At 59.4% G+C, this 20,514-nt stretch carries 17 protein-coding genes, 2 tRNA genes and 1 pseudogene; 9 read left to right on the top strand and 11 right to left on the bottom strand.

From position 1 onward, the window contains the following. Positions 1–142 precede the first annotated feature (142 nt). Together ACP7A2_RS12140 and ACP7A2_RS12135 are read left to right on the top strand one after the other, a co-directional pair. Positions 143–1,858: a proline--tRNA ligase gene (locus ACP7A2_RS12140; protein WP_426134392.1), complete on the top strand. Its 1,716-nt coding sequence runs from the start codon at positions 143–145 to the stop codon at positions 1,856–1,858. A gap of 21 nt (positions 1,859–1,879) precedes the next feature. Continuing rightward, complete coding sequence (locus ACP7A2_RS12135; protein ID WP_426134391.1) at positions 1,880–2,833, top strand: hypothetical protein; 954 nt, start codon at positions 1,880–1,882, stop codon at positions 2,831–2,833. Between the two features lie 69 nt (positions 2,834–2,902). Here ACP7A2_RS12135 and dinB read toward each other — a convergent pair whose 3' ends face one another. After that, entirely contained in the window at positions 2,903–3,961 is a 1,059-nt protein-coding gene (dinB, locus tag ACP7A2_RS12130; protein WP_375069729.1) for a DNA polymerase IV, read from the bottom strand. Positions 3,962–4,241: 280 nt separating this feature from the next. Here dinB and ACP7A2_RS12125 point away from each other — a divergent pair. The 4 genes from ACP7A2_RS12125 to ACP7A2_RS12110 all read left to right on the top strand — a co-directional run bounded on the left by ACP7A2_RS12125 (position 4,242) and on the right by ACP7A2_RS12110 (position 8,810). Continuing rightward, positions 4,242–4,318 (top strand) — tRNA-Met (locus ACP7A2_RS12125). A 207-nt stretch (positions 4,319–4,525) separates the two neighbouring features. Next, positions 4,526–4,602, top strand: a tRNA-Met gene (locus ACP7A2_RS12120). Between the two features lie 279 nt (positions 4,603–4,881). Further along, the gene (gene mprF / locus ACP7A2_RS12115) at positions 4,882–7,524 is read left to right on the top strand and encodes a bifunctional lysylphosphatidylglycerol flippase/synthetase MprF (protein ID WP_426134390.1); all 2,643 of its coding nucleotides are present in this window, start codon (positions 4,882–4,884) and stop codon (positions 7,522–7,524) included. Next, positions 7,524–8,810, top strand: coding sequence for a virulence factor family protein (locus tag ACP7A2_RS12110; RefSeq protein WP_426134389.1), 1,287 nt, complete (start codon positions 7,524–7,526; stop codon positions 8,808–8,810). Before mprF ends, ACP7A2_RS12110 begins: the two co-directional genes overlap by 1 nt. A gap of 161 nt (positions 8,811–8,971) precedes the next feature. Here ACP7A2_RS12110 and recJ read toward each other — a convergent pair whose 3' ends face one another. Continuing rightward, the gene (gene recJ, locus ACP7A2_RS12105; protein WP_426134388.1) at positions 8,972–10,681 is read right to left on the bottom strand and encodes a single-stranded-DNA-specific exonuclease RecJ; all 1,710 of its coding nucleotides are present in this window, start codon (positions 10,679–10,681) and stop codon (positions 8,972–8,974) included. Between the two features lie 114 nt (positions 10,682–10,795). Next, positions 10,796–11,338 carry a YaeQ family protein gene (locus ACP7A2_RS12100; RefSeq protein ID WP_426134387.1) on the bottom strand — a complete coding sequence of 181 codons (543 nt, stop codon included), beginning with the start codon at positions 11,336–11,338 and terminating at the stop codon, positions 10,796–10,798. 148 nt (positions 11,339–11,486) lie between these two features. Here ACP7A2_RS12100 and ACP7A2_RS12095 point away from each other — a divergent pair, with 148 nt between their 5' ends. Together ACP7A2_RS12095 and ACP7A2_RS12090 are read left to right on the top strand one after the other, a co-directional pair. Continuing rightward, positions 11,487–12,686, top strand: a complete 1,200-nt coding sequence (locus ACP7A2_RS12095) for a CaiB/BaiF CoA transferase family protein (protein WP_426134386.1) — start codon at positions 11,487–11,489, stop codon at positions 12,684–12,686. Positions 12,687–12,736: 50 nt separating this feature from the next. Continuing rightward, on the top strand, positions 12,737–13,570 hold the full coding sequence (locus tag ACP7A2_RS12090; RefSeq protein WP_426134455.1) for a TIGR02285 family protein: 834 nt from the start codon (positions 12,737–12,739) through the stop codon (positions 13,568–13,570). Positions 13,571–13,739: 169 nt separating this feature from the next. Here ACP7A2_RS12090 and ACP7A2_RS12085 read toward each other — a convergent pair whose 3' ends face one another. Further along, a complete protein-coding gene (locus ACP7A2_RS12085) occupies positions 13,740–14,024 on the bottom strand; it encodes a DUF3509 domain-containing protein (RefSeq protein WP_348062060.1) in 285 nt (94 codons plus the stop codon). 310 nt (positions 14,025–14,334) lie between these two features. Here ACP7A2_RS12085 and ACP7A2_RS12080 point away from each other — a divergent pair, with 310 nt between their 5' ends. Continuing rightward, positions 14,335–14,559: a hypothetical protein gene (locus ACP7A2_RS12080; protein WP_375068261.1), complete on the top strand. Its 225-nt coding sequence runs from the start codon at positions 14,335–14,337 to the stop codon at positions 14,557–14,559. Positions 14,560–14,640: 81 nt separating this feature from the next. On the opposite strand, the gene thrC is transcribed toward ACP7A2_RS12080, so the two are convergent. From thrC to ACP7A2_RS12045, 7 genes and pseudogenes are all read right to left on the bottom strand, one after another. Then, the gene (gene thrC / locus ACP7A2_RS12075; protein ID WP_426134384.1) at positions 14,641–16,050 is read right to left on the bottom strand and encodes a threonine synthase; all 1,410 of its coding nucleotides are present in this window, start codon (positions 16,048–16,050) and stop codon (positions 14,641–14,643) included. A 67-nt stretch (positions 16,051–16,117) separates the two neighbouring features. Then, positions 16,118–17,422, bottom strand: a complete 1,305-nt coding sequence (locus ACP7A2_RS12070) for a homoserine dehydrogenase (RefSeq protein ID WP_426134383.1) — start codon at positions 17,420–17,422, stop codon at positions 16,118–16,120. 129 nt (positions 17,423–17,551) lie between these two features. Beyond that, positions 17,552–18,283 (bottom strand): disulfide isomerase DsbC N-terminal domain-containing protein, encoded by a 732-nt coding sequence (locus ACP7A2_RS12065; protein WP_348062275.1) that lies wholly within the window; start codon positions 18,281–18,283, stop codon positions 17,552–17,554. Positions 18,284–18,433: 150 nt separating this feature from the next. After that, positions 18,434–19,330 carry a site-specific tyrosine recombinase XerD gene (gene xerD, locus ACP7A2_RS12060; RefSeq protein ID WP_071485755.1) on the bottom strand — a complete coding sequence of 299 codons (897 nt, stop codon included), beginning with the start codon at positions 19,328–19,330 and terminating at the stop codon, positions 18,434–18,436. A gap of 133 nt (positions 19,331–19,463) precedes the next feature. Beyond that, positions 19,464–19,877, bottom strand: coding sequence for an acyl-CoA thioesterase (locus tag ACP7A2_RS12055; RefSeq protein ID WP_017736774.1), 414 nt, complete (start codon positions 19,875–19,877; stop codon positions 19,464–19,466). An 82-nt stretch (positions 19,878–19,959) separates the two neighbouring features. Continuing rightward, entirely contained in the window at positions 19,960–20,310 is a 351-nt protein-coding gene (rplS, locus tag ACP7A2_RS12050; RefSeq protein ID WP_003175895.1) for a 50S ribosomal protein L19, read from the bottom strand. Between the two features lie 45 nt (positions 20,311–20,355). Next, a pseudogene (locus tag ACP7A2_RS12045) lies at positions 20,356–20,514 on the bottom strand (tRNA (guanosine(37)-N1)-methyltransferase TrmD); the annotation flags it as partial.

Raw genomic sequence — 20,514 nt, 5'->3', positions numbered from 1 at the left:
ATAGCGGCGTTGGATTCACCCTCGCTATCGCAGGCAAGCCAGCTCCCGCAGACCCCTCTGCATTCTGATACCTGTACTCCGGCAGCCCACGCCCGTACAATCCAGAGTCATTTCAAGTCCAAGCAACCGACAACGGCCTACCATGCGCACCAGTCAATATTTGCTCGCCACACAGAAAGAAACGCCTTCCGACGCGGTCGTGATCAGCCACCAGCTGATGCTGCGCGCCGGCATGATCCGCAAACTGGCCTCCGGCCTGTACACCTGGCTGCCCATGGGCTTGAAGGTGATGCGCAAGGTCGAAGCCATCGTTCGTGAAGAAATGAACGCCGCCGGCTCTCTGGAAGTGTTGATGCCGAGCACTCAACCGGCTGAACTGTGGCAGGAATCCGGGCGCTGGGAAGAGTACGGCCCTGAGTTGCTGCGCTTCAAGGACCGTCACGGCCGCGATTTCTGCGCTGGCCCGACCCACGAAGAAGTGATCACCGACCTGATGCGCAACGAGCTGAGCAGCTATAAACAGTTGCCGCTGAACCTGTATCAGATCCAGACCAAATTCCGTGACGAAATCCGCCCGCGCTTCGGTTTGATGCGTGGCCGCGAATTCATCATGAAGGACGCGTATTCTTTCCACGCGGACCAGGCGTCGCTGCAGGTCACTTACGACCGCATGCACCAGGCCTATTGCAACGTGTTCACGCGTCTGGGCCTGAAATTCCGCCCGGTTGAAGCAGACAACGGCTCCATCGGCGGTGCCGGTTCCCACGAGTTCCACGTGTTGGCCGAGTCCGGCGAAGACGACATTGTGTTCAGCAACGGTTCCGACTACGCAGCGAACATCGAGAAAGCCGAAGCCGTGCCACGGGAAACTTCCCGCGCCGCGCCGACTGAAGAGCTGCGCCTGGTGGACACGCCAGAAACCAAGACCATCGCGGCCCTGGTGGAAAAATTCAATCTGCCGATTGAAAAGACCATCAAGACCCTGATCGTGCGCGCCGAAGAAGAAGGCAAGCTGATCGCCCTGGTGATCCGTGGCGACCACGAGCTCAATGAAATCAAGGCCGCCCAGCAGCCAGGCGTGGCCAGCCCGCTGGTCATGGCCAGCGATGCCGAACTGCGTGACGCCATTGGCGCCGGTGCCGGTTCCCTCGGCCCGCTGAACCTGCCGCTGCCAATCATCATCGACCGTTCGGTTGAGCTGATGAGCGACTTCGGGATCGGCGCGAACATCGATGACAAACACTACTTCGGCGTGAACTGGGAGCGGGATCTGCCGGTTCCAACCGTGGCCGACCTGCGCAACGTAGTCGCAGGCGACCCGAGCCCGGATGGCAAGGGCACTCTGGAAATCAAACGCGGCATCGAAGTCGGGCACATCTTCCAGCTGGGCAACAAGTACAGCCAGGCGATGAACTGCAAGGTGCTGGGCGAGAACGGCAAGCCGGTCATCCTCGAAATGGGCTGCTACGGCATTGGCGTATCCCGTGTGGTTGCCGCTGCCATCGAGCAGAACAACGACGCGAACGGCATCATCTGGAGCGACGCCCTGGCACCGTTCCAGGTCGCCCTGGTACCGCTGCGTTATGAAACCGAGCAAGTGCGCGAAGCCACCGACAAACTGTATGCCGAACTGACGGCTGCCGGTTTTGAAGTGTTGCTGGATGACCGGGACAAGAAAACCAGCCCGGGCATCAAGTTCGCCGACATGGAACTGATTGGCATCCCGCACCGGATCGTGGTCAGTGACCGCGGCCTGGCCGATGGCAATCTGGAATACAAGAGCCGGACCGAAGCCGAAGCCCAACCGTTACCGGTGGCTGACGTGCTGTCTTTCCTCCAGGCGCGTATTCGTCGCTGAAAAACCAGATCAAGAGAAGTCATGTTCAAGCGAAACACCAGAGCCCTGGGGGGCGCCGCCTTGTGCGGCGCCCTGCTGGTCAGCGGCTGCGCCAACCAGATGTCGCAACGCAGTGAGCACGAGGAGCGGGTCGAGCGTAAGTTGCTCGACCACAGCCTGCAGATCGACGTAGGCGAACCCAAAGTGCTGGAACTGCCGCAACGCCGGGTGCGCATTCACGAGCAGAAGACCTTTGAGGTCACTGAATTCGAAGTCACCCGCCGTTACGATCGTTACACCCCTTACCAGCCCTGGCGCAAACTCTATGAGATGCCCCTGGGTGCGGTCGCCCTCGTGGCGGGCGCGGGGGCTAACGTGGCCAACATCTTCGCCCTCGGCAACTTGCCCACCAGCATGACACGCGACTGGCTGAGCTATGGCGTGGACGGCATCAACCCGTTCATGAACGTGCAAAGCCACGGCCGTGCGCAACAGAACCTGGCGGGCATTGATGAAGTCCAGCGCGACAAGCGCACCGAGTATTCGAGCCTGCCCTGGAGTGAACGCCCGGTACAAGTCACCGCTGGCAAGCAGACCCATGAGCTGACCACCGACCGCAATGGCGTGCTGCGCCTGAACCTGTTGGACAGCCCATTTGCCGAGCAAGACCTGAACGGCATCACCACCTTGAAAATCAGCGTGGAAGATGGCCAGGACGACGTGCATTCGGACTCAACCCTGGCGATCAGCAACACCTTGCGCGGCAAGTTGCTGGAAGCGCACGGCTTGATCTACGACGATTTGGAAGACGATGAAGTCAACCAGTGGGTGCACCGGGTCAAGCGTCTGTCGGAGCTGGGGCTGGAAGAAGAAGCCAGCGAACTGGAACAAAGCCTGATTGAATTGACGCGCAATGATCCGGAGCTGCAGCAGGAATTTCTGCAAGCGCTGGCCAAGGATGCAGGGCGACTCGTGGCGGACCCAGGCGCTCGCTGAGAGCCCTGACCAGATGAAGATCTAACTGTGGGAGCTGGCTTGCCAGCTCCCACAGTTGGCTCCCGGTTTTTACCAGGGAAATTGGAGCTGCTCATTACCGCTGCTCAGATCCAGCAACCTCACCCCAATCCCCAGCAACCTGACCGGCTTCCCGCCGCGATTAAACGCCTGCGTCAACAGCTGTTGATAACTCTCAAGGTCCCGCCCTGCCCCGGCTTGCTCCAACGTTGTCTGGGTAAAGTCATGAAACTTCACTTTCACAAACGGCTTACCCGCACGGTAACTGCTGTCGATGCGTGCCATGCGCCCGGCGAGGGTTTCCATCAGCTCAGGCAGTTTAGCCAAACAACTTGATAGATCCGGCAGGTCTACGTCGTAGGTATTTTCCACACTGATGGACTGCCGGCGGCTGTCGTTCTGTACCGCACGGTCATCAATCCCACGGGCCAGGCTCCAGAGTCGCTCGCCAAAACTGCCGAATTCGCGCACCAGCGCCAACTTGTTCCACTCGCGCAGTTGCAGGCAGTCTTCAATGCCCAGGCGCGCCAGCTTGTCTGCGGTCACCTTGCCCACGCCGTGCAACTTGTTCACCCGCAGCTGCGAGACAAAATCCTCAACCTGGTCCGGAGTAATCACAAACAGGCCGTTGGGCTTTTTCCAGTCACTGGCGATCTTGGCCAAAAACTTGTTGGGCGCGACGCCGGCAGACACGGTGATATGCAGCTGGTTGGAAACGCGGCGGCGGATGTCCTGAGCGATACGTGTGGCACTGCCGCCAAAATGCGGGCTGTCGGACACGTCGAGAAAGGCTTCATCCAGCGACAACGGCTCGATCAAATCGGTGTAATCGCGAAATATCGTCTGGATTTCTTTCGATGCTTCTTTATAGGCGTCCATACGCGGCTTGACGATGGTCAGGTCCGGGCAGAGCTTTAAGGCGTGGCGCGATGACATGGCCGAGCGCACGCCATAGGCCCGCGCCTCGTAATTGCAGGTGGCGATCACCCCACGGCGATCGGCAGAGCCGCCGACCGCCAAAGGCTTTTGAGCCAGGTTCGGGTCGTCGCGCATCTCGATAGCGGCGTAGAAACAATCACAGTCAACGTGGATGATTTTGCGCTGCGTCATATAAACAGAGGGTGTAATCCAACGGGAAACCAGTATCGCACTCACCCCTGTATATAGCACCAGTAGTTTGAATCTTCCGTTTGAGCGGGAGGAAAATTCCGCGATGAATTTATTTTCTTAATCGAAAATGGCCTGCCGATAGAGCTACAACCCTTGGCCAGACTGGCCTGGCGCCCTCCTCCAGCCCATCTTGGAGAGCTAACCAATTGAACCACAAGCGCTTTTCTTCAATTCACAGGTTGACACACCTGCGATCCTCTGTAGAATGCCGACACACAGACGCGGGATGGAGCAGTCTGGTAGCTCGTCGGGCTCATAACCCGAAGGTCGTCGGTTCAAATCCGGCTCCCGCAACCAACCATCAAAAAAGGCTACTCGAAAGAGTGGCCTTTTTTGTGCGCGCCTGTTTTACCGCTGCACAAAAATTGTAAGACAAAAAAATCTTTAGCCTTCGTGCACTTACCGCGCATGGAGGACAAAAAGTGGCAAATTCACACTTATTTGACCCATCAGCCTATTAACGGTTGACACCTCGCCGCTGGGCTGTAGAATGCCGCCCACAGACGCGGGATGGAGCAGTCTGGTAGCTCGTCGGGCTCATAACCCGAAGGTCGTCGGTTCAAATCCGGCTCCCGCAACCAAACATCAAAAAAGGCTACTCGAAAGAGTGGCCTTTTTTGTATCTGATGAAAAAGTTCATCTGAAACAATGACATGGCATCTTTCATGAAACCCAATGCGGTTTGTTGAGTCCATTTCATTGCAAGCTATGCTGAATGCTCAAGCGCTACCCTTTACGACCAATGGCCGCAGTCGCCGCACCCGGCGATACGCGTTAATATTTGTAATTATTTTGTCCATAGGGATTGGTAACTTGGCTCGATACCTCCATCCTGTCGCGCACAATCCACGAGGTGATTGATGCGCGCCAACTCGTCTGAACCACACGACACCGTCACAGCGACACAACCGATCCCTCCCACCCGTTTGCGCTGGCTGGATCTGTTGAGCAAATACCGGCAGCCGATCGGGCTGGCCGTAACGCTGTTGCTGTTCGCAATCGCCCTGATCGCCTGCCGACACCTGCTGCTGGAACTGGACCTGTACGCCCTCCATGACTCGATCCTGGAAGTGCCCAAGCCAGCCCTGCTCGGTGCGTTTGGCGCTGCTGTGGTCGGTTTTATTATCCTGTTGGGTTATGAATTCTCCGGCGCGCGTTACGCCGGGGTGAAGCTGCCGGCCAAGACCCTGGCAATGGGTGGTTTTACCGCCTTTGCAATCGGCAACGCCATTGGCTTGTCGATGCTCTCGGGCGGTTCGGTGCGTTACCGTTTATACGCACGCCATGGCATCGGGGCTTCGGAAGTGGCCCACATGACCGTATTTGCCAGCCTGGCCCTGGGCACTGCCCTGCCGCCGCTGGCTGCATTGGCCACGCTGAGCAACTTGCCGGCCGCGTCCACTTACCTGCATTTATCCCAAGGGTTACTCGGTGGCATTGCAGGCGCGGTGCTGCTGTTGTCGGTCGCACTGTGCATCGGCATTTATCGCCGTCGTCTGCCGGACCAACCTTACCCGGATAACCTGCTGGTCAAGGCCGGGCGCCGTACCCTGCGCCTGCCAGGCCGCCGCCTGACGTTCCTGCAACTGATCATCACCGCCCTGGACGTGGCTGCTGCTGCCACCGTCCTGTATATGCTGCTGCCGGAAGCGCCGCCCTTTGGCCCGTTCCTGCTGGTGTACCTGCTGGCCCTGGCCGCGGGCGTACTCAGCCATGTACCCGGCGGTGTCGGTGTGTTCGAAGCGATTCTGCTGGCCGCCTTCGCCGACAAGCTCGGCGCCGCGCCACTGGCCGCTGCACTGCTACTGTACCGGATGATCTACGTGGTGCTGCCGCTGCTGATCGCTTGTGTATTCCTGCTGGTCAACGAAGCCCAGCGCCTGTTTCAGACTCAGCAGAGTCTGCGGGTTGCGTCAGGCCTGGCAGCACCGGTGCTGGCCGTACTGGTTTTTTTGTCCGGCGTGGTCCTGCTGTTTTCCGGCGCCACGCCAGAAATCGACTCACGCCTGGAAAACATCGGCTTTCTGATTCCCCACCGCCTGATTGATGCTTCGCACTTCGGCGCCAGCCTGATCGGCGTGCTGTGCCTGCTGCTGGCCCAGGGCCTGCGTCGACGTTTGTCGGCGGCCTGGATGCTGACCATGGTGCTGCTGCTGACCGGCGCCCTTCTCTCGCTGCTTAAGGGTTTTGACTGGGAAGAAGCCAGCCTGATGATCATGACTGCGGTGCTGCTGGCGATTTTCCGTCGCTCGTTCTACCGCGCCAGCCGCCTGACCGAGCTGCCATTCTCGCCGCTGTACCTGGTGGCCAGCGTGTGCGTGCTGGGTGCCTCGATCTGGTTGCTGCTGTTTGCTTATCAGGACGTGCCGTACAGCCACCAACTGTGGTGGCAGTTCACCCTCGACGCCAACGCCCCGCGCGGCCTGCGCTCGTTGCTGGGTGCTGCCGTGTTGCTGGTGATCGTGTCGCTGACCTGGCTGCTGCGCACCGCGCGCCCGATCATTCACTTGCCGACACCGGATGAGCTGGAGCGCGCCACCAAGATCCTGATGGCTTCGTCCCAGCCCGACGGCGGCCTGGCGCTGACCGGTGACAAGGCGCTGCTGTTCCACCCCAATGACGAAGCCTTCCTGATGTACGCCCGCCGCGGGCGCAGCCTGGTGGCCTTGTACGACCCGATCGGCCCGACCCAACCGCGCGCCGAGATGATCTGGCAGTTCCGCGACCTGTGCGACATCCATCACGCGCGCCCGGTGTTCTATCAGGTACGCGCCGAGAACTTGCCGTACTACATGGACATCGGCCTGACCGCGATCAAACTGGGCGAAGAAGCCCGTGTGGACCTGAAACGCTTTGACCTGGAAGCCAAGGGCAAAGAGATGAAGGATTTGCGCTACACCTGGAACCGTGGCACCCGGGACGGTTTGTCCCTGGAGATCTTCGAACCGGGCCAGGCACCGATGGATGAACTCAAAGTCATCTCCGACGCTTGGCTGACCGGCAAGAACGTGCGGGAAAAGGGCTTCTCCCTGGGCCGTTTCAGCGACGACTACCTCAAGCACTTTCGCATCGCGATCATTCGCTTTGAAGGGCGCACGGTGGCCTTCGCCAACCTGCTCGAGACCTACAACCATGACCTGGCCAGTCTAGACCTGATGCGCGCACACCCGGACGCGCCCAAGCTGACCATGGAATTCATGATGGTTGGCCTGATTCAACATTATAAGAACCACGACTACGCCCGCTTCAGCCTCGGCATGGTGCCGTTGTCGGGCCTGCAACCACGCCGTGGTGCACCGCTGACCCAACGCCTGGGCTCGATGGTGTTCCGCCGTGGCGAGCAACTGTATAACTTCCAAGGTTTGCGCCGCTTCAAAGACAAGTTCCAGCCTGACTGGGAACCCCGTTATATGGCCGTGCCCGCAGGACTTGATCCGCTGGTGGCACTGGCCGACACCGCCGCCCTGATCGCGGGCGGCTTGACTGGATTGGTGAAACGCTGATGATTCGACGCTCCTGGCGGTATGTATTGGCCTTTGTAGTGCTGCTCGCGCTGATCGCGGGTGGTGGCTTTTGGTACTGGAACCGCCCTGCCCCGCAGCCGACCCTGGAGCAATTGCCCCAGGCCGATGGCTCAGTGATGACCCGTGTAACGCCTGACGGCTCGGCCAAAGCCCGCGTGGCAGTTGCCGTCATGGCCGATGAAACCCTGACCGACAGCCAGCTGATTGCCCTGAGCCAGGGCGGCTCGGCGCAAATCGTTCAAGTGATCCTGCCAAAGGATGACTGCAAGCTGCAGGAACAAGCGCTGCAAAGCGCCCTGGCCCAGCTGAAAGGCCCGGCGACCCTGGTCAGCGGCATCGGCCCTGGCGCTGCGCTCGCCTGGCGCTGGCTGGCCACCCAGAACGACGACAAGGCCAATGCCATCTCGGTAGGCTTTGCACTGACACAGGAAGGCTGCAAGGACCCGCTGCCGAAGACCTCCGCCCACGGCAACTGGCTGGTGGCGTGGAACGATAACCCTGACGATGAAAGTGCCAGTTTCGTACGCGACACACCGCGCGCGACGACCAGCATCAGCGACTACGACATTCATTACCCGCAAGTGCTGAACAACGAACTGCGCAAGCAGTTGGTGGGTTCGGACAACGGCGGTCTGGCGATTCCGGTGGTTGAAGTGCCGGCGGGCCAAGCCAAGGACACCGTCACCCTGTTCCTCTCCGGTGACGGCGGCTGGCGTGACCTGGACCGCGACGTGGCCGGTGAAATGGCCAAGATCGGTTACCCGGTGGTCGGCATCGACACCCTGCGCTACTACTGGCAGCACAAGACCCCGGAACAAAGCGCCAAGGACCTTACCGAGCTGATGCAGCACTACCGTCAGAAATGGGGCACCAAACGCTTCGTACTGACCGGTTACTCTTTCGGCGCCGACGTACTGCCGGCTATTTACAACCGCCTGCCGGACAGCGAACAACAGCGCGTAGACGCGATCATTTTACTGGCGTTTGCACGCACCGGCAGCTTTGAGATCGAAGTGGAAGGCTGGTTGGGCAACGCGGGCAAAGAAGCCGCCACCGGCCCGGAAATGGCCAAGCTGCCAGCTGACAAAGTGGTGTGCATCTATGGCGCCGAAGAAGTCGACGAGAGCGGTTGCACCGACAAAACCGCCGTTGGTGAGGCGGTGAAGCTGCCCGGCGGGCATCACTTTGATGAGAACTACCCGGCGCTGGCACAGCGGTTGGTGGACATCATTGTGAAGCATCAGGCCAAGGATAAAGCCGAGTAATTCCCAGCCACCCACACAAAAAATGTGGGCCTCCATGGGAGCTGGCTTGTGTGGGAGCTGGCTTGCCTGCGATAGCGACACCTCGGTTTTTCAGTTAAACCGAGGTGTTGCTATCGCAGGCAAGCCAGCTCCCACATTTGCTTTTGTGGTGTGGTTAAGAGCTAGCGCGGTTCGATGTGCGCAATCATCAACTGCACGGTTTCATTGCCTCGAAACTCGTTCACGTCCAGTTTGTAGGCCAATTCCACCCACTTCACCGTCGGGTTCGGCCACACCTCGCGGTCCACCCCAAACGCAATGCCATCCAGCTTCACCGACCCGCATTCGCTCTTGAGCACCACCTTCAAGTGCCGCTCGCCCACCACACGCTGCTCCACCAACTGAAACACCCCGTGAAACAACGGCTCGGGAAAGTGCTGCCCCCACGGCCCGGCATGTCGCAATGCGCGCGCCAGTTCCAGGTGAAACTCTTCGACTGCCAACGTGCCATCGGTCAGCAACCGCCCGGTGAGGTCCTCTTCGCGCAGCTGCCGACGCACTTCGGCATCAAAGGCCTCAGCAAACAGCGGGAAATTTTCCTCGGGCAATGTGAGGCCGGCTGCCATGGCGTGACCGCCGTACTTGGCGATCAGGTTGGGATGCTGGCTCGCGACCACCGCCAGGGCATCACGGATGTGAAAACCCTGCACAGAGCGTCCTGAGCCCTTGAGCAAGCCATCACCGGCGTCGGCAAAGGCGATGGTCGGACGGAAATAACGCTCTTTCATGCGCGACGCCAGAATCCCGATAACGCCCTGGTGCCATTCCGGGTCGAACAGGCACAAACCGTACGGCATCGATTCCACCGGCAAGTCCTTGAGCTGGGCAAGCGCTTCGCGCTGCATGCCCTGCTCGATGGATTTTCGGTCCTGGTTCATGCCATCCAGTTGTGCAGCCATTTCCCGCGCGGCGGCAACGTCGGTGGTGAGCAGGCATTCGATGCCCAGGCTCATGTCATCCAGGCGCCCGGCAGCGTTGAGCCTTGGCCCGAGGATAAAGCCGAGGTCGGTGGAGGTGATACGTGCGTGGTCGCGCTTGGCGACTTCGAGGATCGCCTTGATCCCGGGCCGCGCACGACCGGCGCGAATACGCTCCAGGCCTTGATGGACCAGGATGCGGTTGTTGGCGTCCAGAGGCACCACGTCGGCAACGCTGCCCAGGGCGACCAGGTCGAGCAACTCGCCGATGTTCGGCTGCGGCGTGTTCTCGTACCAACCGAGGCTGCGCAACCGCGCGCGCAGGGCCATCAGCACGTAAAAGATCACGCCCACGCCGGCCAGTGCCTTGCTTGGGAATGCACAGCCAGGTTGGTTCGGGTTGACGATGGCATCTGCGGCCGGCAACTCGTCGCCGGGCAAGTGGTGGTCGGTGACCAGCACTTGCAGCCCCGCCGCCTTCGCCGCCGCCACGCCTTCGACGCTGGAGATACCGTTGTCCACGGTGATCAGCAACTGCGGCTCTCGTTGCAGCGCCACCGCGACGATTTCCGGGGTCAGGCCGTAGCCATATTCGAACCGGTTGGGCACCAGATAGTCGACATGCGCCGCGCCGAGCAAACGCAGGCCCAGGGTGCCCACGGTGCTGGCTGTGGCGCCATCGGCGTCGAAGTCACCAACGATCAGGATGCGCTGGCGCTGTTCCAGGGCCGTCACCAAAAGGTCCACCGCCGCATCGATACCCTTGAGCTGCTGGTAAGGAATCAGCCGCGCCAAGCTCTTGTCCAGCTCGGCTTCGGACTGCACCCCGCGTGCGGCGTAAAGACGGGTCAACAGCGGCGGCAATTCACCAAGAAACGGCAGGACAGCAGGCAACGGGCGAGGATCGATACGCATGGGGTGACGAAAGCTTCTCTTCTGATGAGGCGGTTAAACACAAATTCTGCACACAACACAGATCAACTGTGGGAGCAGACAAGCCAGCTCCCACACACACTAATTCCTACGGCTTTAATCGCGCTCGCCGACCAGCCACTGCAACTGCACTTCATGCTGGCCACGGTCGTCGGTGACGAAAATCGTGCCTTCACTGATCATCACGTCCCACTTGATAACCCGCGGCATATCCTTGGCCAGGGTCTCGAGGATTTCCTGCGGCACCGCGGCGATGTGCACGTTCTTCAGGTTATTCGCGACCGGCACTACTTTGCCTTCCCACACGCGCAAGCTGCCATACGCCAACAGGCTGGTGCGCTCGGTACGGCGCGAGCACCAGGTCAGGCGGTCGGCGTCGGGCTGGCCGACTTCGATCCAGTGCAGCACCCGATCATCCAGGCTTTTTTCCCACAGGGCTGGTTCGTCTACATCTGACAGACCACGACCGAACGCCAGTTGCTCGTTGTAAAACAGGGCGTAAGCCAGCAGACGCACCGTCATGCGCTCTTCGGTTTCCGAAGGATGGCGGGCGATGGTCTGTTTGACGCTCTCGTACACCGAACGGTCGAGGTCGGTAAGGTTGAGTTCAAACTTGTAGGTCGTGGACGGCTGGGCCATGAACGGGCTTCTAAAGACAGGGAAAGGCGGCCAGTCTAACCGATGGCGAGGGCATTCAACGAATACTGCGCTGCATCATCCTTATCCCTGGACGTCTCGCCTATGTTAAAAGGCATCCACCACTGCCCTGCTCTCACCAAGGATCCTCATGTCGTTTAACGCCAAACCGCTTGCCGGCCTGAAAGTCATCGAACTGGGCACCCTGATCGCCGGCCCTTTTGCGTCACGCATCTGCGCCGAATTCGGTGCCGAGGTAGTCAAGGTCGAATCCCCGGACGGCGGCGACCCATTGCGCAAGTGGCGCAAGTTGTATGAAGGCACGTCACTGTGGTGGTTCGTGCAGGCGCGCAACAAGAAATCGCTGACCCTGAACCTCAAGCACCCGGACGGTTTGGCGATTCTCAAGCAGCTGCTGGCGGACGCCGACATCCTGATCGAGAACTTTCGGCCCGGCGTGCTGGAAAAACTCGGCCTGAGCTGGGAAACCCTGCACGCGCTGAACCCCAAGCTGGTGATGGTGCGCCTGTCGGGCTTCGGCCAGACCGGGCCGATGAAGGACCAGCCGGGCTTCGGCGCGGTGGGTGAGTCCATGGGCGGCTTGCGCTATATCACCGGTTTCGAAGACCGCCCGCCGGTGCGCACCGGGATTTCCATCGGCGACTCGATTGCGGCGTTGTGGGCAGTCATCGGCGCGCTGATGGCGCTGCGTCACCGCGAAGTTAACGGCGGGCTTGGCCAAGTGGTGGATGTGGCGCTGTACGAAGCCATCTTCGCGATGATGGAAAGCATGATCCCCGAGTTCGATGTGTTCGGTTTTATTCGCGAGCGCACCGGCAACATCATGCCGGGCATTACGCCGTCATCGATCCATACCAGCGCCGACGGCAAACACGTGCAAATCGGGGCAAATGGCGACGCGATCTTCAAGCGATTCATGCTCGCCATCAACCGCGAGGACTTGGCCAACGACCCTGTACTTGCCAGCAATGACGGGCGCGACAGTCGTCGTGATGAGTTATACGGCGTGATTGATCGCTGGGTGAACTCGCTGTCGCTGGATCAAGTGATCGAGGCACTGAATAAAGCCGAAGTCCCCGCCAGCCGCATCTACAGCGCCGAAGACATGCTGGGCGACCCGCAGTTTCTGGCCCGTGAGATGTTCCTCAAAGCACAACTGCCGGGTGGCAAGGACTTCAAGATGCCGGGGATTGTGCCCAAACTCTCGGACACGCCCGGCAGCTGTGAATGGGTCGGGCCGCAATTGGGCGAACACAACGCAGTGGTGCTCAATGCGTTGGGCTACGACACGGCAGCCATCACCCGCTTGCGCGAGGATGGCGCGATTTGAGGGCTCGTCGTACCCGCCGCTGGTTGATTGAGCTGTGTATTGCCACCGTGATGGCAGGAGGCTGGCCGCTGTCGGCAAATGCCCAGCCAACGCTGATCTGGTTGGTGCGCGACCTACCGCCGGTCACCATCGTCGAAGGCCCGCAAAAAGGCCAGGGAGTGCTCGACCAGCTGTTACCGATACTCAGCGCGCACTTGCCGGAGTACCGCCACGAAGTGATGCACGTCAATCGCGCCCGTGGCATTCAGATGCTGCGTGCCGCGTCCCTGACGTGCGACCCTTCGCTGCTGTGGACGGAGGAACGCGCCAAGTACGTGATTTTTTCCACTCAGGCATTCGCCGTGGCCAGTAATGGGGTGAGTCTGCGACGCAGGGATCAAGCGACCATGGCACCGTTTATTGACGAGGGCCAGTTTGACCTGCAAGCCTTTCTGCGCGCCCACACTGCGCGGGTTGGTGCAACCGCTGAACGCAGCTACGGCCCGGTGATCGATGAGCAGCTCAAGCACGCCGACCCACGCACACTGGCCTTGCATTATGGCAATGACGCCCTTGGCAGCCTGCTGCAAATGCAGCGACTTGGGCGCCTGGAGGCGGTATTGGGTTATGCGCCCGAAATTCGCTATCACGCTTTGCAACAAGGCATCGACACAGCCGACCTGGCGTTCTATCCCATCAAGGGAACAGCGCCTTACCAGCGCACGCACATCGGTTGCTCGAACACGCCTGAAGGCCGCCAGGCCTTGCAGCGAATCGACCGGGCGCTGCGCGACATCCCGCAACAACAGTTGCAGCAAGCCTACGGGGCATGGCTGGACCCGGTGATGCGCGAGCGCTATCTGCGCGACAACCCGACCTTATTCAGGGACGCTGCAGAGCCGTGACAAATCCCAGGCAAAAGAAACCCCGAAGAGTGGGGAGACACTTCGGGGTTAAACGTGGCCAACAAAGACCAGTACAGCAAGCCACAATCACCGGAGCACAATGTTTGCTCTTGCTGTTAAAAAATCTGACCGGCCATGCTGTAGGAAGTTTCCGAGACTAAATAATTCTTCACGCGCTCGCTGCGCTGCGGGTCAGGGCAGCGTTGCGCAGTGCCGCAATAACCGAGGGTTCCAGGCGCCCTTCGGCAATTTTCAAATCGCGCAGCAGGCAATCCACCACATCCACCAATACGCGTTTATCCATCAATTGCGCCTGGTCGACTTCACGTTCGACCACGATAGCGCCAGCGGGACTCTTCACGGTCACCAGGCACTCGCCCCGCACGCCGGAGGTGGTCAGCGTAACCTGATAAGGGCTCAGTGCTTCTTCGAGCAATAGGCTGATACTTTCCATCTCGATCACCACTCAATAGTTCGGGAACAATCGTTTCAACGGGAGCTGCTTCTATCCTAAGTGACTGGTTCTGACGTAGGAAAGTTCGCTTTATCGTCTTTATGGGTTCGTCAGGGGGTGACGTAATCCAGCATGCGCTTGCAACATGACAACCAAAAAACGGCGCACATAACTGCTTACTCAATGGGCGACGGTTTTGGGGGTTGTTGGAGGCCGCGGCCGAGTGTGACTCCTATACTCGGTGAGTGCTGGTCATGCTGCCAGGCAGAGATGAGCGCCTGTCAAATGGCCCTAATTGCGAAGGAGGACGATGATGGTGGAAAACAAAGAGCAACAGGCAACGATGGAGAAAATGAATGCTGATGTATGGCGCATTTATGCCGAGATATCACGCATGCAGGCTGAACAAGACAAACTCAAATCGGAATCCTTGAAGATAAACTGCGAGACGTTCTGGTACCCGGTGGCTATCGCGACAGGTTTCTATGCCGCTGTCGGCACCGTGATAGTGGTCGTGCAGAAGCTGTTCTCGTAACACTCGATCGGGCCGGCCAAAAACAAAAAACGCCGCTGACCCAGGGAAGGGAAAGCGGCGTTTTTATCTATACGGTTTGCCTTACAAAGGCTTACCCCGATTGCCATGCTGGCTCACAAACGCCTGCACAGCTTTAAGGTCATTGGCCAGTACTGTGCAACGCTCTTCGCGCTCGAACAGATCAGCCAAATGCTCCGGCAACTCCAGCGCTTTGCCAACACCCGCTTTCTCCACCGCTTCCGGGAATTTGACCGGGTGGGCGGTACCGAGAATCACCATCGGGATATCCAGGCTGCGACGGCATTCGCGCGCGGCCTTCACGCCGATGGCAGTGTGCGGGTCGAGCAGCTCGCCGGTCTGGGCGTAGACCTCAGCGATGGTTTCGCAGGTTTGCGCATCGTCGACGGCCAGGGAGTCGAACAACTTGCGGGTTTCGGTCCAGCGCTCTTCATCAACGCTGAAACCGCCACCGCTCTTGAAGTTATCCATCAAGCCGGCAATGGCCGCACCGTTGCGACCGTGCATGTCGAAGAGCAGGCGTTCGAAGTTCGACGAGACCATGATGTCCATCGACGGCGACAGGGTGGCGTGCAGGGTTTCCTTCACGTACCCATTGCCGCTCATGAAGCGGTGCAGGATGTCGTTACGGTTGGTGGCGACGATCAACTGGTTGATCGGCAGGCCCATGTTGCGTGCCAGGTAACCGGCGAAGATATCGCCGAAGTTGCCGGTCGGCACCGAGAACGACACCGAGCGCGCCGGGCCGCCCAGCTGCAGCGAGGCGTGGAAGTAGTAGACGATCTGGGCCATGATTCGCGCCCAGTTGATCGAGTTCACCGCGACCAGACGCGTGCCTTTGAGGAAGCTCTGGTCGGCGAAGCTGTTCTTGACCATTTCCTGGCAGTCATCGAAGTTGCCTTCGATGGCGATGTTGTGGATGTTTTCACCAAAAATGGTGGTCATCTGGCGACGCTGCACTTCCGACACACGCTTGTGCGGGTGCAAAATGAAAATGTCGACGTTTTCACAGTGCTTGCAGCCTTCGATGGCCGCCGAGCCGGTGTCACCGGAGGTGGCGCCCATGATCACCACGCGCTCGCCGCGCTTTTGCAGCACGTAATCGAGCAAGCGACCCAGCAGTTGCAGGGCGAAGTCCTTGAACGCCAGGGTCGGGCCGTGAAACAGCTCCAGGACCCATTCGTTACCGTTCAGTTGGCGCAATGGGGCAATGGCGTTGTGGGAAAACACGCCGTAGGTTTCTTCCAGAATTTTTTTGAAGTCTGCATCCGGAATGCTGCCGGTGACGAACGGGCGCATCACCCGGAACGCCAGCTCGTGGTAAGGCAGGCCAGCCCAGGAAGCGATTTCCTCCTGGGTAAAACGTGGCAGGTTTTCCGGCACGTACAGGCCGCCGTCAGTGGCAAGGCCTGCCAGCAAAACGTCTTCGAAATTCAGGGCCGGTGCCTGGCCGCGGGTGCTGATGTAACGCATGACTGGCTCCTCTAAAACATTCTCGAACAGATGCCGCCGCACGCACGGGGCCTCTGGAACAGATCGGTTAGTTCAAGTGCTCGACGCGGATACGCACCACCGGGCCGACCACGCCTTGCAAGGCTTCGAGGGCGGCGATGGCGTCGTTCATGTGCTGTTCAAGCACGCGGTGGGTCAGCAGGATCATCGGCACCTGGCCGTTTTGCTCCTCGACTTCCTTCTGCATGATCGATTCGATGTTAATACCGCGCTCCGAAAGGATGCTCGCCACCTGCGCCAACACGCCCGGATGGTCCTGGGCCTGAATGCGCAAGTAGTAAGCGCTTTCACAGGCTTCGATCGGCAGGATCGGGTGGGCCGACAGCGAATCCGGCTGGAAGGCCAGGTGCGGCACGCGGTTTTCCGGGTCGCTGGTCATGGCGCGAACCACGTCAACGAGGTCGGCGATTACCGACGACGCGGTCGGCTCCATGCCGGCACCGGCACCGTAGAACAGGGTCGAACCGGCAGCATCACCGTTGACCATTACCGCGTTCATCACGCCATTGACGTTGGCGATCAGGCGGTCAGCCGGGATCAGCGTCGGGTGCACACGCAACTCGATACCGGCCGGGGTGCTGCGCGCAACACCGAGGTGCTTGATGCGGTAGCCCAGAGCTTCGGCGTAGTTCACGTCAGCAGTGGTGAGTTTGGTGATGCCTTCGGTGTAGGCCTTGTCGAACTGCAGCGGGATACCAAAGGCGATGGACGCCAGGATGGTCAGCTTGTGCGCTGCGTCGATGCCTTCCACGTCGAATGTCGGGTCGGCTTCGGCGTAACCCAGCGCCTGGGCTTCGGCCAGCACGTCTTCGAAGGTACGGCCCTTCTCGCGCATTTCGGTGAGGATGAAGTTACCGGTGCCATTGATGATGCCGGCCACCCAGTTGATGCGGTTGGCGGACAGGCCTTCACGAATCGCCTTGATCACCGGGATACCGCCAGCAACCGCCGCTTCGAACGCCACGATCACGCCCTTCTCGCGCGCCTTGGCGAAGATCTCGTTGCCGTGCACGGCGATCAGCGCCTTGTTCGCGGTGACCACATGTTTGCCGTTCTCGATGGCCTTGAGCACCAGCTCGCGGGCCACGGTGTAGCCGCCGACCAGCTCGATGACGATATCGATTTCAGGGTTGGTTGCTACTTCGAAGACATCGTTGATAATCGCAATACCGGTCGTTTGGAACTGAGGCTTTGGCGAACGCGTGGCAATTTGCGCCACTTCAATCCCACGGCCTGCGCGGCGGGAAATTTCTTCAGCATTACGCTGAAGTACGTTAAAGGTGCCGCCACCGACGGTCCCTAACCCACAGATGCCTACTTTGACCGGTTTCACTGAAGAACTCCCCATGAAACGGCCGACGCTAGGTCGGCCGTGGAAAACAGCCGCACAACTGCGGCTTTCAATTAATGGCCCGTCGACTGTTCAGCGGGCCATGATCGTCAAAGCTTCGACGATGCTGGTTTATTTGGCACTCAGCGCCAGTTTGGCAACTTGTGGTGCCGGCTGGTAGCCCGGAATCACCTGGCCGTCAGCCAAAACGATGGCCGGTGTACCGTTCACGCCAATGGACTGGCCGAGGGCGAACTGCTTGGAAACCGGATTGGCGCACTTGGCGGCCTTGATTTCCTTGCCATCGACCATCTTGTCCATGGCGGCTTTCTTGTCGGCCGAGCACCATACGGCTTGCAACTGCTCGTCACCCGGCGAACCGAGGCCCTGGCGCGGGAACGCTACGTAGCGTACTTCAACGCCGAGCTTGTTCAGCGCAGGCACTTCGGCGTGCAGCTTGTGGCAATACGGGCAAGTGGTGTCGGTGAACACGGTGATGTGGGTCTTGGTTTCGCCGATGGCCGGGTACACCACGGTTTCAGCCACGGGGATACCATTGATCAGCTTCGACACGCCCAGGCGCTCCGCCTTCTCGGTCAGGTTGACCGGCTTGCCGTCTTTCAATTGAAACAGGTAACCCTGAACGATGTACTGGCCGTCGGCGCTGGCGTAAAGCACACGGCTGCCCTTGAGTTTGACTTCATACAGGCCGGCCATCGGGCTGGCGCTGATGCTCTCGATCGGGGTATCGAGCTGCAGGGCGGCCAGGCTCTTGCGGATGGTCTGCTCGGCGGCGTCATCAGCGACAACAAAGGTGGAAACCAACGCAATCGCTGCGGCGGCAATAATCTGGGTCAAGCGCATGGGAACTCCTGAAGGCAGATGCAGGGACGGGAAGGAACACCGCTTGGAAACACAGGCCAGGACCGTCCCCTTTGCTAACCGGCAAAGCCTACCACAGTTGGGCGCAGGGGCAGCCTGTGGCGGGCTAATTTGACCTTTTACCGGATGTTTTCAGCCCCGTGGGTGATGCTTGGCGTGCATATCCTGCAAGCGTGCCCGCGCCACATGGGTGTAGATCTGGGTTGTGGATAAATCACTGTGGCCGAGCAACATTTGCACCACGCGCAAATCCGCACCGTGGTTGAGCAAATGGGTGGCAAACGCATGGCGCAACGTGTGCGGCGACAGGCTCTTGCCGATGCCTGCGACCTTTGCCTGATGCTTGATCCGATGCCAGAACGTCTGGCGAGTCATCTGCTCACCGCGCAGGCTCGGAAACAGCACATCGCTGGGCCGCCCACCGAGCAATTCACTGCGGGCGTCGCGCATGTAGCGCTCGACCCATACAATCGCCTCCTCCCCCATCGGCACCAGCCGCTCCTTGCTGCCTTTGCCCATCACCCGCAGCACACCCTGGCGCAGATTGACCTGCTCCAGGGTCAGGCTGATCAGTTCGGTCACGCGCAGGCCGCAGGCGTAAAGCACTTCAAGCATGGCACGGTCACGCTGGCCGATGGCTTCGCTCAAGTCGGGGGCAGCGAGCAACGCGTCCACGTCAGCTTCCGACAGGGATTTGGGCAACGGCCTGCCGAGTTGCGGCATGTCGACTTGCAGGGTCGGGTCGAGCGTGATCAGTTTTTCCCGCAGCAAGTAGCGATAAAAGCCACGCACACCCGAGAGGAATCGCGCTGTGGAGCGGGGTTTGTAGTTCTGCTCCAGCCGCCAGGCCAAATGGTCAAGAATCAGTTCGCGACCGGCGTTGATCAGTTCGAGGTTTTTTTCCTGCAGCCAGCCGTTGAACAGGGCCAGGTCACTGCGATAGGCCTGGCGGGTGTTGTCTGACAGGCCCTTTTCCAGCCACAGGGCGTCGAGGAAGCGGTCGATCAGAGGGTGGTCAATGGCGGGCATGGGGGCTCAAGCTGATTATTGGGGGTACTGGTAGATCCTATCGCAGGCAAGCCAGCTCCCACATTAGTTTGTGATCAACAACAATCTAATGTGGGAGCTGGCTTGCCTGCGATAGCCGCAACTCGGTTCAGGATCAGTCAACAAACCCTGGTAGCACCGGCACCGGACGTTTATCGGCATCGATTGCCACAAAGCTGAACACACCCTGGATCGCCCGCTCACGACCATCAGCGCTCATGCTTTCCACAAACACTTCCACCTCAACCTTGAGGCTGGTATTGCCGACTTTGATCACACGACCAATCAGCTCAACAATGGAACCGGCGGGGATCGCATGATTAAAGTCGATGCGATCAGTAGAAACCGTTACCAGTGGCAGGCGGCAGAAACGCGTGGCGGTGATAAACGACACTTCGTCCATCCACGCCAATGCAGTGCCACCAAACAAGGTGTTGTGATGGTTGGTGGTCGGCGGGAACACAGCCTTGGTCACATGGGTGACGGACAAATCAGTGCGGCGCTGGATTTCTTCGAGGCGGGTGGTCATGGACAAGTACCGGCAAATAGACAAATTTCAGGCACAAAAAAGCAGCCCGTAGGCTGCTTTTTTCTGCATCGGGAAGCTGGACTTAAGCCAGTTTTTCCTTGATGCGAGCTGCTTTACCGGACAGGTCACGCAGGTAGTACAGCTTGGCTTTACGTACGTCACCGCGACGTTTAACGGCCATGCTGTCGATTTGCGGGCTGTAGGTCTGGAAAGTACGCTCTACGCCAACACCGTTGGAGATTTTACGAACAGTGAAAGCACTGTTCACACCACGGTTACGCTTGGCAATTACAACGCCTTCGAACGCTTGCAGACGCGAACGGTCGCCTTCCTTCACTTTCACCTGAACGACAATAGTGTCGCCCGGGGCAAAGGTAGGGATTTCTTTGGTCATCTGCTCTGCTTCGAGTGCAAGGATGATTTTGTTAGTCATGCTGTGCTCCTAAGGTAAGTCAATGGACCTACCATCGATACGTTGTTAACTATCGTCCCGCCCGAGGATGTATTCCTCGAGCAGCTTCTTCTCTTCTCCAGAAAGCGAGCGGCTTTCCAGAAGATCGGCGCGTCGTTCATAGGTCCGACCAAGGGACTGCTGTAAACGCCAACGCCGGATGTGTGCGTGATTGCCACTTAGCAA

Origin of the sequence: Pseudomonas sp. PWP3-1b2 (assembly GCF_049896045.1) — a bacterium.
GTDB lineage: Bacteria > Pseudomonadota > Gammaproteobacteria > Pseudomonadales > Pseudomonadaceae > Aquipseudomonas > Aquipseudomonas antarctica_B.
The sequence above is the reverse complement of the archived record's forward strand: the minus strand, read 5'-3'. Positions and strand labels throughout refer to the sequence as shown.